Source organism: Micromonospora foliorum (genome assembly GCF_022229015.1).
GTDB lineage: Bacteria > Actinomycetota > Actinomycetes > Mycobacteriales > Micromonosporaceae > Micromonospora > Micromonospora foliorum.
In genome coordinates this window covers 1-15,912 of record NZ_JAKKFF010000187.1, presented here as the reverse complement: position 1 = coordinate 15,912, position 15,912 = coordinate 1, and the positions used below count along the sequence as shown (strand labels likewise).

Below are 15,912 nucleotides of genomic sequence, written 5' to 3'. Positions count from 1 at the left end.
TCGGTGGTGGCCGGGCCGGTACGCGGCGCGGGCGGCTGGCCGCGGGTCGGTGCGGCGGCCGGGCCCGGTTGGGGCCCAGCGGGCCACGATTCGCGGCCGGCCTCGGGCGAGGTGGAGGGAAACACGACCCGATCGTGCCAGACCGACCGGCCGACGCGGTGGTCAAGGGTTTCAGCGACGTTAAAATCCGTGCCACGATCAGGGGCAAGATAGACATACGGGAAATGGCCTGACGGCGCGGCCGAGGCGATCGGTTACGCTCAACGCGTTACCCGCCCGTCAGCGACGCCGGGACCACGCAATTTCTCAGCGCACTCCTTGATGAGTGCGACTGGTCGCGTGCGGCCTCGCGCCGCCGGGACGGAGGTGATCGTGGAGATCCTGCTGCTGGTGACCGCACGCGCAGGAGAACCGTCGGCTGTGCTGCCGGCACTCGACCTGCTACCGCACTCGGTCCGCACGGCGCCGCGCGACGTTCGCACCCTGGTCGCGGGCCCCAGCCCGGACGCGGTGATGGTGGACGCCCGATCGGAGTTGAGCGAGGCGCGGGCGACCTGTCGGATGTTGCACGCCACCGGGCTCGGCGTGCCGCTGGTCGCGGTGGTGACCGAGGCCGGTCTGATCGCGCTCAACGCCGACTGGGGCGTCGACGACGTCATCCTCGCCTCGGCCGGCCCCGCCGAGGTCGAGGCACGTCTGCGGCTGGCGGTCGGCCGGCTCAGCAACGCGACCGCTGGCGCGGGTGGCTCGATCCGGGCCGGCGAGCTGACCATCGACCCGGACACCTACGCGGCCAAGCTCAAGGGCCGCCCGCTCGACCTCACCTACAAGGAGTTCGAGCTGCTGAAGTTCCTGGCCCAGCACCCGGGTCGGGTGTTCACCCGGGACCAGCTCCTGCGCGAGGTCTGGGGCTACGACTACTTCGGCGGCACCCGCACGGTGGACGTGCACGTCCGGCGACTGCGCGCCAAGCTCGGCTCGGAGTACGAGTCGATGATCGGCACCGTACGCCAGGTCGGCTACAAGTTCGTCGTTCCGCCGTCGCGGTCGCTTCCCGAGGCGGAGCACGCGCCCCTGCCGGTCTGACCTGCGGACCCGTTCCGTCTGATTTCCCATATGCCCTTTTTGCGCAGCTTGGCGGTTCTATTCTGACTGCCGGGTTTGTCGGAGAAAGGGGCGACGGTGCGCGTACTGACCACGGGGGCGACGGGCCGGCGTGACCGGCGAGCCGGGCGGAAGTCGTGACGCGGGGCAGCTCCACCGCGCGGGCCGCGGGGATCGTGACGCTTGTGGTGGCGGGGCTGCTCGGCTCCGCGTACGTGCTGGGCCGCAGCCTCGTCCCCGACCAGTCGCCCCGACACTCCACAGGTGTCACCACGAGCGCCGACGGGCCGCACTACGCCGACCAACCAAGCGTTGGCGAACCGGACGGAGCCCCGGGCGCCAGCGCCAGCCCGACCGAGACCGGCCCGGCCGAAGCCGGCCAGGACGGATCCGGACGGGACGGATCCGGACGGGACGCCGGCGGCGACAACCTGTTCGGCGCGCACGTCACCACCGGCACCCCGCGGCTTGCGCTGACCTTCGACGACGGGCCGGACCCGCGCTACACCCCGCGGGTCCTCGCCATCCTGCGCGAATACGACGTACGCGCCACGTTCTGCGTGGTCGGCGAGAACGCGCAGAACCACCCCGAACTGGTCCAGTCGATCGTGGACGCCGGGCACACCCTGTGCAACCACTCCTGGGCCCACGACGTCGGCCTGGGCGCCCGGTCGGCCGACGCCATCCGCGCCGACCTCCTGCGCACCAACGCGGCGATCCGGGCGGCGGTGCCGAACGCCCCGATCGTCTGGTACCGACAGCCGGGCGGGGCCTGGACGTACCCGGTGGTGTCGGTGGCGCGGCAGCTCGGCATGACCCCGCTGCACTGGTCGGTGGATCCGTCGGACTGGGAGCTGCCCGGTGCCAGCAAGATCACCGCGACGGTGCTGAGTCAGGCCGAACCGGGCTCGGTGGTGCTGCTGCACGACGCCGGTGGGGACCGAGAGGGCACGGTGGAGGCGCTGCGCCGGATCCTGCCCGACCTGACCGCCCGGTTCGAGCTGGAGGCACTCCCCGCCGATCCGACGTGAGCCTCGGCTTTACGGCGACGGTCCGGGCGTCACGACACGCAACGGATACGGTGGCGGAATGAGCAGCGCGGAGCCGACCAGCGACCAGGTGACCCGGAGCGACCGACTGGCAACGGCGGAGATCGCCGAGGTGCTGGCCCTCGCCAGCGCCGCGGGTGACACGGACGGAGCGGACCCGCTCGACGAACACGTCCTGCTTCGGCTGCGCGACCCCGACGCCCCCGCCGTGCACCTGATCGCCCGCGCCGACGACGGCACCCTCACCGGGTACGCGCACCTGGACACCACCGACCCCGTCGGCGGGATCGGGGTCGAGCTGGTGGTGCACCCCGCGTACCGGCGACGGGGCACCGGGCGGGCGCTCGCCCGGGGCGTACTCGCCTCGGCCACCGGGCCACTGCGGGCGTGGGCGCACGGCGACCACCCCTCGGCCGCCGCGCTCGCCGTCGACCTCGGCTTCACCCGCGCCCGGGTGCTCTGGCAGTTACGCCGGCCGTTGGCCGCCCCGCTGGGTGAGCCGCGCCTGCCCGACGGGGTGGCGCTGCGCGCGTTCCGCCCCGGGGCGGACGACGCGGCCTGGCTGGCCCTCAACGCGCGGGCCTTTGCCGAGCACCCCGAGCAGGGCCGGTGGACGTCGGACGACCTGCGGGTCCGCCTGGCCGAGCCGTGGTTCGACCCGGCGGGTTTCTTGCTCGCCGAGGAGACCGCGACCGGCCGGTTGCTCGGTTTCCACTGGACCAAGGTGCACGAGCGGCCGGGGTCGGCCCGGATCGGCGAGGTGTACGTCCTGGGGGTGGAGCCGACCGCGCACGGCGGCGGGCTCGGCCGGGCCCTGACCACCGCCGGGCTGGCACACCTGCGGGACCGGCGCGGCCTGGACCGGGTGATGCTCTACGTGGACGACTCGAACACCGGGGCCGTCGCGCTCTACGAACGGCTGGGCTTCGCCCGCTGGTCCGCGCACATCAACTACCACCTGGGCTGACAGGCGGCCGTCGCCCCGACCGGGTCACCGGTGGGTAACGGCCGGGCGTCGGCGGCATAACGACGAACCGGAAATATACCCATACTTCCGACAGGTGTACCCGGGTTCACTTAACGGACAACTCACCCTCAGCAAGCGGTCACCTCGGGGGCCGTACGTGTTCACCTTGCGTTCACTTGCGACCGGCGAACCGGCTACCTGGCACTTCTAACTTTCGTGTCAGCCGGTCAGTGCCGGTCCTCGGGGCCCCGGGATCGGGGCGCCAAGTCAGACGCGAAGGGAAACCCCTCAGGTGAAGCTCCAGCGGTACGGCACTATTGCCTGCCTCGCTCTTGCCGCGACGCTCGGCCTCAGTGCATGCGGCTCGGACAACAACGAGCCCGCCTCCGGCGCGAGCGCTTCGGGCTCGGCCGCCGCGGTCGACTGCGCTACCGGCACGCTGAACGCCCAGGGCTCGTCGGCACAGAAGAACGCCATGGCCGAGTGGATCAAGGCGTACCAGCAGAAGTGCCAGGGCACCACAATCAACTACGAGGCTTCCGGCTCGGGCGCCGGCATCCAGGCGTTCATCGCCGGGACCGCCGACTTCGCCGGTTCCGACTCCGCGCTCAAGCCGGAGGAGCAGCCGCAGGCCGACGCCAAGTGCGTCGGTGGCAAGGCCATCCACCTGCCGATGGTGATCGGCCCCGTGGCCGTCGCCTACAACGTCAGCGGCGTGGACAACCTCCAGCTCAAGCCGGCCACCCTGGCGAAGATCTTCGCCGGCAAGGTCACCAAGTGGGACGACGCCACGATCAAGGCCGACAACCCGGACGCCAAGCTCCCGGCGACCACGATCCAGACCGTCCACCGTTCGGACGAGTCGGGCACCACCGACAACTTCACCAAGTACCTCTCGAAGACCGCCGAGACCGACTGGACCCTGGGCAACGCCAAGGCCTGGAAGGCCCCGGGCGGCACCGGCGCCAAGGGCTCGGACGGCGTGGCCAGCCGGGTCAAGGGCGCGGACGGCTCCATCGGCTACATGGAGTGGTCGTTCGCCGAGAACGCCGGTCTGAAGATGTCGAAGATCGGCAACGGCAACGGCGAGTTCGCCGCGCTGACCGCCGAGGCGGCCGGCAAGACCATCGCCGGCGCTGCTGTCGAGGGCCAGGGCGACGACCTCAAGCTGAAGATCGACTACAACACCAAGGAGGCCGGGGCCTACCCGATCGTCCTGGCGACGTACGAGATCGTCTGCAGCAAGGGCCTCGCGGCCGACAAGCTGAAGCTGGTCAAGGGCCTGCTGGGCCACGCCGCCAGCGCCGAGGGCCAGGCCTCTCTCACCGAGCTGGGCTACGCCCCGCTGCCGGAGACGGTCCGCACCAAGGTCGAGACCGCGGTCAAGAACCTCTCCTGACCCGATTCCACACCTCCGCAACCGAATCGAGCGAGCAGATGGGTGAAACCCCTCACCGCTCGGCCGACGCCGGCACCGGCGGGACGCGCGTGACCCAGAGTCACGAGTGGCCCGCCGGTGCCTCGGCGCGTGTGGCCGAGGCACCAGTCACCACCCGTTCCCCGGGCGGCACCGGGCTGGGCGGCGGCGGCGCGCTGCCGCGCAGCCGTAAGTTCGGCGCCGAGCGGGCCTTCCGCGGTCTCACCCTGGCCGCCGGCACCGCCGTTCTGGTCATCATCGCCGCCATCGCGATCTTCCTGGTCGCCAAGGCGGTGCCGGCCCTACGCGCCAACACCGAGAACTTCTGGTCCTACGAGGGCTGGTCCCCCAACGACACCCAGCCGAAGTTCGGCATCGGCGCGCTCGCCTTCGGCACCGTGCTCAGCTCAGCGCTCGCGCTGCTCATCGCGGTGCCGGTGGCGCTCGGCATCGCGCTCTACCTGTCGCACTACGCGCCGCGCCGGCTGGGCACCGCGCTCGGCTTCCTGGTCGACCTGCTGGCCGCCGTCCCGAGCGTGGTCTTCGGCCTCTGGGGGCGGGACGTCTTCAGCAGCCCGGTCCGGGACTTCTCCGTCTGGCTCAACCAGCACTTCGGCTGGATCCCGCTCTTCGGCGGCGACGGCCCCTTCGGCGCCTCCGTCATGCTGGGCGCCCTGGTGCTCGCGATCATGGTGTTGCCGATCATCACCTCGCTCTCCCGCGAGGTGTTCCTCCAGACGCCGACCGCGAACGAGGAGGCCGCCCTCGCCCTGGGCGCCACCCGCTGGGAGATGCTCCGCACCGCGGTGCTCCCCTACGGCCGCCCCGGCATCATCGCCGCGATGATGCTCGGCCTCGGCCGGGCGCTCGGCGAGACCATCGCCCTGGCGCTGACCCTCGGCATCACCTTCGGCATCTCGTTCAACCTGATCCAGAACGGCGGCAACACCATCGCCGCCAACATCGCCAACGCGTTCGGCGAGGCGAACGAGACCGGCCGGGGCGCGCTCATCGCCTCCGGTCTGGTGCTGTTCACCATCACGCTGATCGTCAACATCACGGCGCGGGCGATCATCTACCGCCGCCGGGAGTTCACGGAGTCGGCCGCATGACCACAACCGTCACCTCCCACCGCACCCGGCCGCCGGCCCAGCCCGACTCGCTGCGGGCCAAGCGGCTGCCCTGGTACGCCGCCCCGGCCATCGCCGTGGCGGCCCTTGCGCTCTCCGCCGTGGTCGTCTACGGCACCGGCATCGGCGGCCCGGTCCTCGTGGTCGTCCTCGGCGCGATCCTCTACCTGGTCGGGCTCTTCGCCGCCGCCAACGTGGTCGAGGGACGCCGTTCGGCCCGCAACCGCACCTGGAGCGCGCTGATCCACTCCGCCTTCGTGCTGGCCGTGCTGCCGCTCGTGTCGGTGGTCTGGACGCTGGTCAGCAAGGGCGCCGACCGGTTGGACGTCAACTTCTTCCAGACCTCGATGAACAACATCGGGGCCCGGGACGCCAACGGCGGCGCGTACCACGCGATCGTCGGCACGCTGGAGCAGGTCGGCATCGCCACCCTGATCACCGTTCCGCTCGGCGTCCTCTGCGCGATCTACATCGTCGAGTACGGACGGGGCAAGTTCGCCTTCGCGATCCGGTTCTTCGTGGACGTGATGACCGGCATCCCGTCGATCGTCTCCGGCCTCTTCGTGCTGGCGTTCTGGGTGCTGATCGTGTCGCCGTGGTTCAACGACGGTCGGCCCAGCTTCTCCGGCTTCGCCGCCGCGCTCGCGCTGAGCGTGCTCATGCTGCCCACCATCGTCCGGTCCACCGAGGAGATGCTCCGCCTCGTTCCGGCGCCCCTGCGCGAGGGCGCGTACGCGCTCGGCGTACCCAAGTGGAAGACGATCCTGCGGGTCGTGCTGCCGACGGCGCTGCCCGGCATCGTCACCGGCGTCATGCTCGCCATCGCCCGCGCGGCCGGCGAGACCGCGCCGGTGCTGCTGGTCGCCGGCGGTGGCGCCGCGATCAACACCAACCCCTTCGAGAACAACCAGTCGTCGCTGTCCCTCTTCGTCTACCAGCAGGCCGGTGACGCGTCGAAGTACGCCCCGGCACGGGCGTGGACCGCGGCACTCACCCTGGTCGCCCTCGTGCTCATCCTGACGATCGCGGCGAAGCTGCTGGCCCGTCGCAACAGGCTCAGCCGATGAACCCCGGAGGTACCACCATGGCCAAGCGCGTCTCCGCCTCGAACGTCACCGCGTACTACGGCGGCTTCAAGGCGATCGAGAACATCAACCTGACGGTCGAGCCGAAGACGGTCACCGCTCTCATCGGGCCGTCCGGTTGCGGCAAGTCGACGTTCCTGCGGTCGATCAACCGGATGCACGAGGTGCTGCCCGGTGCCCGGGTCGAGGGCAGCCTCACCATCGACGACCAGGACATCTACCACCGGGACGTGGACGTCACCGCGGTCCGGCGCACCATCGGCATGGTCTTCCAGCGGCCGAACCCGTTCCCCACCATGAGCATCTTCGAGAACGTGGTGGCCGGGCTGAAGCTCAACGGGGTCCGCAAGAAGTCGATCCTGGAGGACGCGGCCGAGAAGGCCCTGCGCGCCGCGAACCTGTGGGGCGAGGTCAAGGACCGCCTGGGCAAGCCCGGCGCGGGCCTCTCCGGCGGTCAGCAGCAGCGGCTCTGCATCGCCCGGACCATCGCGGTCGAGCCGCAGGTCGTCCTGATGGACGAGCCGTGCTCCGCCCTGGACCCGATCTCCACGCTGGCGATCGAGGACCTGATGTTCCAGCTCAAGGACAAGTTCACGATCATCATCGTGACGCACAACATGCAGCAGGCCGCGCGGGTGTCGGACCGGACCGCCTTCTTCTCGATCGAGAAGACCGGCGACCCGGGCCGGCTGATCGAGTACGACAACACCCAGAAGATCTTCAGCAACCCGAGCGTGAAGAAGACCGAGGACTACATCACCGGCCGCTTCGGCTGAGCCGCTGGCTCCCGGTCCGCCTGGGGCGTCGGTCGACCTGACCGGCGCCCCTTCTGCGTGTCCGGACGCGGTTCGCGGCCCGCCCCACCCCCAAGATCGCGCTGGATCCTGGAAGTAGTGGCCTCCTCCGCGCGACCACACCACTACTTCCTGGATCGAGCACGATCTTGCGGCGAGGGCGGGCGGCTAGTGGCGGCGCGATCTCGGCGGGGCGGGCGTTGGCGAGTGGGTGGGGTCAGCCCAGGACGAAACGGGGTTCGCCGTTCGGGGGCAGGTCCAGGCGTGGGGTGATCGGGCTGGCGGCGTCCCGATCGGCCGCCGCCCGCGCCACCCCGGCCAGGTCGCCGGCCGCCGCCACCTGGGCAAGCGTGACGAGGGTCGGTGGCAGCATGGTCAGCTCGCCGGCCCGCGCGCGGGCCAGGGCGTCCGCCGGACGGATCCACAGGGTGTGGTCGGCCTCGCCGGAGACGTCGCGGGTCCGCTGGCCCGCCGGCAACAGGGCGACGAAGAAGTACGTGTCGAAGCGCCGCGGCTCGAACTCGGGAGTGATCCACCGGCTCCAGGGCAGCAGCAGGTCGGATCGCAGCGTGAGCTGACGGTCGGCGAGCAGCGCCGCGAAGCCCAGCCGGCGCCCCTCCAGGTCCTGCCGGGCCGCCTCCCAGTCGTCGCCGCTGACGTCGCCCACCACGGTCTCCCGGTCCGGGCCGGCGAGCAGCACGCCGGCCTCCTCGAAGACCTCCCGCGCGGCGGCGCAGACCACCGCCTGCGCGGCCTGCGGGGCCACGCCGAGCCGGTCCGCCCACTGGCCCGGCGTCGGGCCGGCCCAGTCCAGGTGTGCCTCCGAGTCGGAGCGGTCCACCCCGCCTCCGGGGAAGGCGTACATCCCGCCGAAGGTCATCGCGGCGACCCGGCGGATGACGTACACCTCGAAGTCGGCGTCGGTCGGACGCAGCAGCAACACGGTGGCCGCGACCCGCGGCGTCGCCGGGGTGCCACCCTCGGCCTGGAACCGGCGGGCGTGCTCGACCAGGGCGGCCGGGGCGGCGAAGCCGTCACTGTCGATCGTCATGCCCGCGAGCCTAGTTCCCCGGCCAGCCGGCGCTGGCTCGCCGGCGCTGGCCGGCGCCGACCCCCACACGCCCCCTTTGCTCTGCTTCAACCCACGCAACAGAAATGCCCGGTCACTGGTGCGTCCGTTGAAGCAGAGCAAAGGACGTAGGTGAGGGTGGTCGGCGGGGTGCCGGGGGACGGCGGAGGCGAGGCGGCGCGGACGGCAGGGCGGAAAAGAAGGGCGAAGCGGCGGGACGGCAAAGCGGAAAGGAGCGGCGGGACGGCAGGACTGCGGGGCGGCGGGACGGCCAGGAGCGCACCGGGCCCCGGCGGATGAGACAGCCGGCGGCCGGGCAGCGGGCGGTTCACCCGGCTCGGCTAGCGTTCCGGCATGACTCGTTGGGGCATCCTGGCCACCGGCCACATCGCCAGCCGTTTCGCCGAAGACCTCCGGCTGGTGCCGGACGCCGAGTTGGTCGCGGTCGGTTCCCGCGCCGCGGAGAGCGCGCGGCGCTTCGCCGACACGTACGGCGCGAAGCGCGCCTACGGCTCCTGGGTGGAGTTGGCCGCCGACCCGGAGGTGGACGCGATCTACGTGGCGACCCCGCATTCCGCGCACTACGAGGCGGCGATGACCTGCCTCACCGCCGGCCGGGCGGTGCTGTTGGAGAAGCCGTTCACCCTCGACCTGGCCACCAGCACCGAGTTGGTGGAGACTGCCCGCGCCGCCGGGGTCTTCCTGATGGAGGCCATGTGGATGCGGCTGAACCCGATGATCCTGCGGGTGGTCGAGCTGATCGCGGACGGGGCGATCGGCGCGGTGACCGGCGTCCGGGCCGACTTCGGGGTGGCCGGGCCGTTCCCGCCGGAGCATCGGATGCGCAACGCGGCGCTGGGCGGGGGTGCCCTGCTCGACCTGGGGATCTACCCGATCAGTCTGGCCCACCTGCTGCTCGGGGTGCCGCAGCACGTCCGGTCCTGGGCGCAGCTCGGCCCGGAGGGTACGGACGAGAACACCGGCATGCTGTTCGGCTACGACAGCGGCGCGCTGGCGACGCTGAGCTGCGGCATGGTCGGGTTGAGCGGGCAGACCGCCTCGATCACCGGCAGCACCGGCCGGATCGACCTGCCGGAGCCGTTCTTCCGGCCGGGCTCGGTGACCCTGCACCGGGCCGGCGCGGAGCCGGAGACGATCGTCGCCGACGGGGCCGGCAACGGCTACCAGTACGAGGCGATCGAGGTGCAGCGCTGCCTGGCCGCCGGGCTGACCGAGAGCCCGGCGGTGCCGCACGCCACGACCCTCGAGGTGATGACCCTGCTGGACACGGTCCGCGAGCAGATCGGCGTGCGCTACGTCTGAACAGCGGAAGGGCCCCCTGCCACGGCGAGACCGTGACCGGGGGCCCTTTGCGGAATCTCAGCCGAAGAGCGGCCGGACCAGCAGGTACGTGACGCACGCGATCAGCGCGGCGGCCGGGAACGTGATGATCCAGGCGAGCACGATGTTGCCGGCCACGTTCCAGCGAACCGCGGAGAGTCGCTTGGTCGCGCCCACACCCATGATCGCCGAGGTGATGGTGTGGGTGGTGGAGATCGGCGCCTTCAGCACCAGGGCGTTGAAATAGAGCACCGCGCTGGCGACGGTCTCGGCGGCGAAGCCCTCCGGCGGCCCCAGGTCGATGATCTTGCGACCGAGGGTCCGGATGATCCGCCAACCGCCGGCGTACGTGCCGAGGGCCAGCATCGTCGCCGAGGTCCAGAACACCCACCCCGGGATGTGCGTCTTGCTCTCCTGGAAACCACCGGTGTAGAGCGCCAGCACCACGATGCCCATGGTCTTGGCGGCGTCCTGCATGCCGTGGCCGACCGACATGGCGGCGGCCGAGGCGGTCTGCGCCCAGCGGAAGCCCCGGTTGAGCTTGCCCGGCTGCCCCTTCCGGAACAGCCACAGGATGGCCAGCATCAGCAGGTAACCGAGGGTGAGGCCGACGATCGGCGACAGCACCATCGGCAGCAGCACCTTCTCGCCGATGTTGCCCCACTGCACGATGCCGCCGGTGGAGAGCAGGGTCGCGCCGACCAGGCCGCCGAAGAGCGCGTGCGAGGACGACGAGGGCAGACCGAAGTACCAGGTGATCAGGTTCCAGGCGATCGCCCCGAGCACCCCGGCGAAGACCACCCCCAGGCTGTTCACCCCGGTGGGGAGGGTGACCAGACCGTCGCCGACGGTCTTGGCCACGCCCGCGCCGAAGTGGGCGCCGACGAAGTTGCCGACCGCGGCGAGCCCGAGGGCGATCCGGGGTGTCAGCGCCCGGGTGGAGACGCTTGTGGCGATCGCGTTGGCGGCGTCGTGGAAGCCGTTGGTGTAGTCGAACGCCAGGGCCACCGCGATCACCGCCAGCACGGCGATGAGTTCAGGGGACACCGGCTCAGGACTCCTTGACGGCGATGGTCTCGACGGTGTTGGCCACGTGCTCGAAGGCGTCGCAGGCGGCCTCCAACTCGTCGGCGACCTCCTTCATCTTCAGCACCGTCAACGCGTCGTACTCACCGGAGAAGAGCCGGACGAGCAGCTGCCGGTTGATCCGGTCGCCCTCGTTCTCCAGCCGGTTGCACTCGATCCAGTAGTCCTCGAGGTCCTTCATCGACTTGAGCCGGGGCATCGCGTCGGCGGTCAGCTTGGCCTGCTGGTCGAGCACGTTGACCATCTCGTGCAGCTCGCGGGGCAGCGCCGGAAGCTCGGTCAGCCCGTAGAGGTAGAGCAGGTCGCCGACCGCTTCCAGGTGGTCCATCACGTCGTCCAGCAGCGAGCCGAGCCGGTAGATGTCCTCCCGGTCGAACGGGGTGATGAACGTCGAGTTGATCTTCTTGTAGAGCTCGTGGGTGATCTGGTCGCTGTCGTGCTCGACCTCGGTCAGCCGCTCGCTGACGGACTGCACGTCCACGCCGGGCAGAGCCAGTTCGTTGAGCAGCGCGGTGCCCCGGACCAGGTTCTGCGCGGCCCTGGTGAAGAGCTCGTAGAAGGCGCCCTCGGTGGGGCGGAAGGAAAACTTCACAGCACAGACCTCGTCGCGTCGGTGGAAGGGTGGCGGCGCCCGAGAGCGCCCGCTCGGTGAATGCTAGGAAACGGCTGAACCGGGAATTCGCCGGCCCACCCCTGGCCAGGCACCATTCACCGCTCGTTCACCTGCCGTTCATCTCGGCCGCCCCACCCGTACCCGCTCCCCCAGCCAGCAGGCGCTTCCGCTCCCGCGCCACGTCGAAATCGGCAGCCGGATACCCCAGATCGAGCGTGTCGAACGTCTCACGCAGCAGGTGGGCCACCGCCCAGTCGCGGTACCACTTGCGGTCCGCCGGCACCACGAACCAGGGCGCGGCGTCCGTGCCGCACCGACTCAGGGCCTCGGCGTACGCGGCCTGGTAGTCGTCCCAGTGCCCGCGCGACTCGATGTCGGAGGGGTTGTACTTCCAGTGCTTGCGCGGGTCGGTGAGCCGGTCCAGCAGGCGCTCGCCCTGCTCGGCGTACGAGATGTGCAGCATCACCTTGATCAGGGTGACGCCGCCCTCGGTCAGCTCCTGCTCGAAGGAGTTGATTTCGTCATAGCGGGCTCGCCAGGTCGTCTCCGGCACCAGGGAGCCGACCCGGGCGATCAACACGTCCTCGTAGTGCGAACGGTTGAACATCCCCACGTACCCGGGCGGCGGCAGCTCACGGCGGATCCGCCAGAGGAAGTCGTGTCGCAACTCCTCGCTGGTCGGCGGCCCGAACGAGCGGATGTGCAGGCCCAGCGGGTTCATCGCGCCGGCCACCCGCTTGATCGTGCCGTCCTTGCCGCCGCAGTCCATGGCCTGGAGCACCAGCAGCACCCGGTGCGCCGGCCGCTCCGACCCGGTCTTGGCCATCGCGAAGAGCATCTCCTGCTGCCGGCCCAGCTCCTCGCCGACCAGCTCCACCTGCTCCCGCGCCCAGGTCTTACGGTGCTCGCTGCGGCCCGCCGCCTCCGGCAGGCCGGGCATGGACCGCGGGTCGATCGCGCCGAGATCCACCGGCGCGGTGACCCGCAGCAGGTCCCGCACGGAGCCGCCGTCCGGTGCCACGATCCGCCCTTGCTGGGGTGCGCTCATGCACGGATCATCGCCCACCCACCGCCTTTCCGCCCGCCGAGAGCCGCCTCCGGGCCTCGGCCCGCCGACCGGCGCCCGCGACCTCCGCCGCCGGAAGCGTCGGGCCGCCAAGCCGTTGCGGGGCAGCCGGCGCCCCCGCTCGGCGGGAGGATGTAGGCCGGGACGCCGACCGGAAGGGGTGGTGGGTCGTGCGGGAACTGGCGACGGAGTTCGAGGCCGAACGGGGCCGACTGCTCGCGGTGGCCCACCGGATGCTGGGCAGCCGCAGTGAGGCGGAGGACGCGGTGCAGGAGACCTGGCTGCGCTACGCCGGGGCGCTGGCCGACCCGGCGGCCCGCGCCGAGATCCGTGACCTGTCCGCGTGGCTCACCACGGCCTGCGCCCGGATCTGCCTGGACGTGCTCCGCTCGGCCCGGGTCCGCCGGGAGGCGTACCCGGGGCAGTGGCTGCCGGAGCCGCTGGTGAGCCCGTTGGGCGGCCGGCCGCCGGCCGACGGCTACGCGCCCGACCCGGCGGAACGGGCGGTCCGCACCGACCAGGTCGGCACGGCGCTGCTGGTGGTGCTGGAGCGGCTCGCGCCCGAGCAACGGGTCGCCCTCGTGCTGCACGACGTGTTCGCGCTGCCGTTCGCCCGGGTCGCGGGGGTGCTCGGCACCACCGAGGTGGCCGCCCGACAGCTCGCCTCCCGGGCCCGACGGGCGATCACCGCGCCGGACGTACCCCGTCACACCGCCGGCCCGGCCGAGCAGCGCCGGGTGCTCAAGGCGTTCGTCGCCGCCACCGAGTCCGGCGACCTGGACCAGCTCCTCCAGGTGCTCGCTCCGGACGTGGTCTTCGTCGGCGACTCGGGCGGGCACTTCCCCGCGGCCCGTCGACCGGTGCTCGGCGCGGATGCCGTGGGTCGCCTCACGCTCGGCCTGTTCGGCCGGACCGGCCGGTACGCCGACCGGGTGCTGGCGCGGCTCGTGCTCGTCGACGGCGCGCTCGGTCTCCAGTTGGAGACGAGGCACAGCGACGGGCGGCCGATCCGCCTGGTCACCGCGTTCGCGGTGGACCAGGGCCGGATCACCGCCATCTACAACCAGCTCAACCCGGAGAAGCTGACCGACCTGCCGCCGCTCGACACCGACGACGGCTGGCCACCACGCTGGTGAGCCGGCCCGACCGGGCGGGCGGCGTCAGACCACCAGGGCCAACCACTTGCGGTACGCGGTGGCGAACGGCTCGGTGCCGTCGCCCAGGGCGCCGAACAGCCGCTGTGCCGCGGCCTCGGCCTCGGCCACCACGTCGTCCGGGTAGCCGAACCGGGCCCGGTGCTCGGCGAACTCGTCCTCGTCCAGCAGCTCCACCAGGCCGGTGGCCCGCCGTCGGACGACGTCCAGGTCAAGGTCGATCAGGTGGACGGTGTCGTCGGACTCCCAGCGGGCCGGGGTGGTGATGTCGCAGTAGACCTCGCTGGTGCGGGGCGGGGGGTTGAACATGGCCGTCCACCAGGCACGATGTGGCACTAGCAGCACGAACGGGATCTTCTCCACCGAGGGCCGGCCGTGGTAGACCGACTCGGTGCCCTCTGGCACGCCGAGCCAGATGCCGAGGTCGTCCTCGGTGAGCCGGCGGGCCGGGTAGTCGCGGTGGGCGCTGCCGTCGTACTTGCGGTAGATCACGCGGACCATGTCGCTCGGCATGATTCGCACCCTAACCGATACAGCCCAACGCGTCGTAGCGCGGCCGTAACCGGACGGGGTCGCCCGCGACGCCGGCTTGCTCGGCATCGCGCCACGCGGCGGATGGGCGCGGTCGGTGTCGGCGGCGCCGGGTACCGTCGCACGGTGACTCCGCCCCGCACCGCCACCGGTTCCGCCACCCCGTCGGCCCGTGCCAAGGGCCGGCGGCGGGGTGCCCGGCCCAGTGGCACCGAGCTGCTGGCGGCGGCGGTGGGTGCGGTTCCCGGCGGCGCGGAGCGCCCCGGCCAGCTACAGATGACCACGGCGATCGAGGAGTGCGTGGCCGGCGGCGAGCATCTGCTCGTGCAGGCGGGCACCGGCACCGGCAAGTCGCTGGCCTACCTCGCGCCGGCGCTCACTGTGGACGGCCCGGTAGTGGTCTCCACCGCCACCCTGGCGTTGCAGTCCCAGCTGGTCGACCACGACCTGCCCCGGCTCGCCGACGCGGTGGAGCCGGTGCTCGGCCGTCGGCCCACCTTCGCCGTGCTCAAGGGCCGCCACCACTACCTCTGCCTCGCCCGACTGGACAACTCCACCGAGGAGGAGCCGGAGGACACCCTCTTCGACGCTCCCGCGGCGCGTCCCGGTGGCGGGACGAAGTGGCTCGGTGAGGCCGGCCGGTTGGGTAAGCAGGTCGAGCGGCTGCGGGACTGGGCCGAGAAGACCGCCACCGGCGACCGCGACGAACTGGACCCGGGCGTCGACGACCAGGCCTGGCGGCTGGTGTCGATGCCGGCCCGCGAGTGCGTCGGCGCGACCCGTTGCCCGTTCGGGCAGGAGTGCTTCGCCGAGGCGTCACGGGCCCGCGCCCGGGAGGCCGACATCGTGGTGACCAACCACAGCCTGCTCGCGGTCGACATGCTCGCCGACCGACACATCGTGCCGCCGCACAAGCTGCTCATCGTCGACGAGGCGCACGAGTTGGCCGACCGGGTCTCCTCGGCGGCCCAGGCGGAGTTGGTGCCGGAGCTGATCGACCGGACCGCCCGGCGCGCCCGTACGCTGCTGCGCCCGGAGACCGCCGAGGCGCTCACCGCCGCCGGCGACGCCCTCGCGGTCGGGCTGGCGGAGGCGCCGGCCGGGCGGATAACGGCGGGGCTGCCGACGCCGCTGCGGGAGGCGTGCACGCTGCTCGACGCGGCGACCCGCTCCGCCCTGGACGCGATCGGCGACGTCAAGGCCGACGACCCCGACCCGGTCCGCAAGCAGCAGGCCAAGGCCGCGCTGGACGAGCTCTCCACCACCGCGCAGCGGCTGCTGGAGGAGGGCGACCACGACGTGGCCTGGGTGGAGAAGAACGACAGCGGCAGCCGCCGGGCACTGGTGGTCGCCCCGCTGTCGGTGGCCGGCACCCTCGCCACCCACCTGTACGACGAACGCACCGTCGTCGCCACCTCCGCGACCCTGGCGCTGGGCGGCCGGTTCGACACGGTCGCCCGCGCCCTCGGGCTGGACGCGCCACCGCCCGCCCCGCCGACCCCCGCC

The 15,912-nt window shown here is 71.8% G+C and carries 15 protein-coding genes; 10 read left to right on the top strand and 5 right to left on the bottom strand.

Translation table 11 applies throughout. The annotated features are described in order from the left end of the window. The first annotated feature begins 366 nt into the window (after nt 1–366). From PSH25_RS15025 to pstB, 7 genes are all read left to right on the top strand, one after another. Nucleotides 367–1,086: a winged helix-turn-helix transcriptional regulator gene (locus PSH25_RS15025; protein ID WP_181518701.1), complete on the top strand. Its 720-nt coding sequence runs from the start codon at nt 367–369 to the stop codon at nt 1,084–1,086. 155 nt (nt 1,087–1,241) lie between these two features. Further along, nucleotides 1,242–2,135, top strand: a complete 894-nt coding sequence (locus tag PSH25_RS15020; protein WP_238659679.1) for a polysaccharide deacetylase family protein — start codon at nt 1,242–1,244, stop codon at nt 2,133–2,135. 58 nt (nt 2,136–2,193) lie between these two features. Continuing rightward, the gene (gene mshD, locus PSH25_RS15015; protein ID WP_238659678.1) at nt 2,194–3,120 is read left to right on the top strand and encodes a mycothiol synthase; all 927 of its coding nucleotides are present in this window, start codon (nt 2,194–2,196) and stop codon (nt 3,118–3,120) included. Between the two features lie 292 nt (nt 3,121–3,412). Beyond that, a complete protein-coding gene (gene pstS / locus PSH25_RS15010; RefSeq protein WP_238659677.1) occupies nt 3,413–4,519 on the top strand; it encodes a phosphate ABC transporter substrate-binding protein PstS in 1,107 nt (368 codons plus the stop codon). A gap of 38 nt (nt 4,520–4,557) precedes the next feature. After that, nucleotides 4,558–5,649, top strand: coding sequence for a phosphate ABC transporter permease subunit PstC (gene pstC, locus PSH25_RS15005; RefSeq protein WP_238659676.1), 1,092 nt, complete (start codon nt 4,558–4,560; stop codon nt 5,647–5,649). Then, complete coding sequence (gene pstA / locus PSH25_RS15000; RefSeq protein WP_238659675.1) at nt 5,646–6,734, top strand: phosphate ABC transporter permease PstA; 1,089 nt, start codon at nt 5,646–5,648, stop codon at nt 6,732–6,734. Before pstC ends, pstA begins: the two co-directional genes overlap by 4 nt. 17 nt (nt 6,735–6,751) lie before the next feature. Next, nucleotides 6,752–7,528, top strand: a complete 777-nt coding sequence (pstB, locus tag PSH25_RS14995; protein WP_238659680.1) for a phosphate ABC transporter ATP-binding protein PstB — start codon at nt 6,752–6,754, stop codon at nt 7,526–7,528. A 235-nt stretch (nt 7,529–7,763) separates the two neighbouring features. Here the strand turns inward: pstB and PSH25_RS14990 are convergent, their stop codons facing one another. Then, complete coding sequence (locus PSH25_RS14990) at nt 7,764–8,597, bottom strand: NUDIX hydrolase (RefSeq protein WP_238659673.1); 834 nt, start codon at nt 8,595–8,597, stop codon at nt 7,764–7,766. Nucleotides 8,598–8,969: 372 nt separating this feature from the next. Here PSH25_RS14990 and PSH25_RS14985 point away from each other — a divergent pair, with 372 nt between their 5' ends. Continuing rightward, nucleotides 8,970–9,938 carry a Gfo/Idh/MocA family protein gene (locus PSH25_RS14985; protein WP_238659672.1) on the top strand — a complete coding sequence of 323 codons (969 nt, stop codon included), beginning with the start codon at nt 8,970–8,972 and terminating at the stop codon, nt 9,936–9,938. Between the two features lie 57 nt (nt 9,939–9,995). Here the strand turns inward: PSH25_RS14985 and PSH25_RS14980 are convergent, their stop codons facing one another. From PSH25_RS14980 to PSH25_RS14970, 3 genes are all read right to left on the bottom strand, one after another. Beyond that, entirely contained in the window at nt 9,996–11,003 is a 1,008-nt protein-coding gene (locus PSH25_RS14980; RefSeq protein ID WP_091402868.1) for an inorganic phosphate transporter, read from the bottom strand. 4 nt (nt 11,004–11,007) lie between these two features. After that, nucleotides 11,008–11,634, bottom strand: coding sequence for a DUF47 domain-containing protein (locus tag PSH25_RS14975; RefSeq protein WP_030327784.1), 627 nt, complete (start codon nt 11,632–11,634; stop codon nt 11,008–11,010). Between the two features lie 127 nt (nt 11,635–11,761). Beyond that, nucleotides 11,762–12,703 carry a PPK2 family polyphosphate kinase gene (locus tag PSH25_RS14970; protein WP_238659671.1) on the bottom strand — a complete coding sequence of 314 codons (942 nt, stop codon included), beginning with the start codon at nt 12,701–12,703 and terminating at the stop codon, nt 11,762–11,764. Nucleotides 12,704–12,891: 188 nt separating this feature from the next. On the opposite strand from PSH25_RS14970, the gene sigJ reads away from it, so the two are divergent. Continuing rightward, on the top strand, nt 12,892–13,857 hold the full coding sequence (gene sigJ / locus PSH25_RS14965; protein ID WP_238659670.1) for an RNA polymerase sigma factor SigJ: 966 nt from the start codon (nt 12,892–12,894) through the stop codon (nt 13,855–13,857). A gap of 24 nt (nt 13,858–13,881) precedes the next feature. Here the strand turns inward: sigJ and PSH25_RS14960 are convergent, their stop codons facing one another. Further along, on the bottom strand, nt 13,882–14,388 hold the full coding sequence (locus tag PSH25_RS14960; protein WP_112674113.1) for a DUF402 domain-containing protein: 507 nt from the start codon (nt 14,386–14,388) through the stop codon (nt 13,882–13,884). A gap of 102 nt (nt 14,389–14,490) precedes the next feature. Between PSH25_RS14960 and PSH25_RS14955 the strand changes: the two genes are divergently transcribed. Then, the coding region (locus PSH25_RS14955; RefSeq protein ID WP_238659669.1) for an ATP-dependent DNA helicase at nt 14,491–15,912 on the top strand (1,422 nt) is incomplete at its 3' end.

Bases quoted from the DNA above. Each gene is read 5' to 3' on its own strand.
- mshD (WP_238659678.1), top strand. From the start codon at position 2,194: ATGAGCAGCGCGGAGCCGACCAGCGACCAGGTGACCCGGAGCGACCGA.
- pstC (WP_238659676.1), top strand. From the start codon at position 4,558: ATGGGTGAAACCCCTCACCGCTCGGCCGACGCCGGCACCGGCGGGACG.
- pstA (WP_238659675.1), top strand. From the start codon at position 5,646: ATGACCACAACCGTCACCTCCCACCGCACCCGGCCGCCGGCCCAGCCC.
- pstB (WP_238659680.1), top strand. From the start codon at position 6,752: ATGGCCAAGCGCGTCTCCGCCTCGAACGTCACCGCGTACTACGGCGGC.
- PSH25_RS14990 (WP_238659673.1), bottom strand. From the start codon at position 8,597: ATGACGATCGACAGTGACGGCTTCGCCGCCCCGGCCGCCCTGGTCGAG.
- PSH25_RS14985 (WP_238659672.1), top strand. From the start codon at position 8,970: ATGACTCGTTGGGGCATCCTGGCCACCGGCCACATCGCCAGCCGTTTC.
- PSH25_RS14970 (WP_238659671.1), bottom strand. From the start codon at position 12,703: ATGAGCGCACCCCAGCAAGGGCGGATCGTGGCACCGGACGGCGGCTCC.
- PSH25_RS14960 (WP_112674113.1), bottom strand. From the start codon at position 14,388: ATGCCGAGCGACATGGTCCGCGTGATCTACCGCAAGTACGACGGCAGC.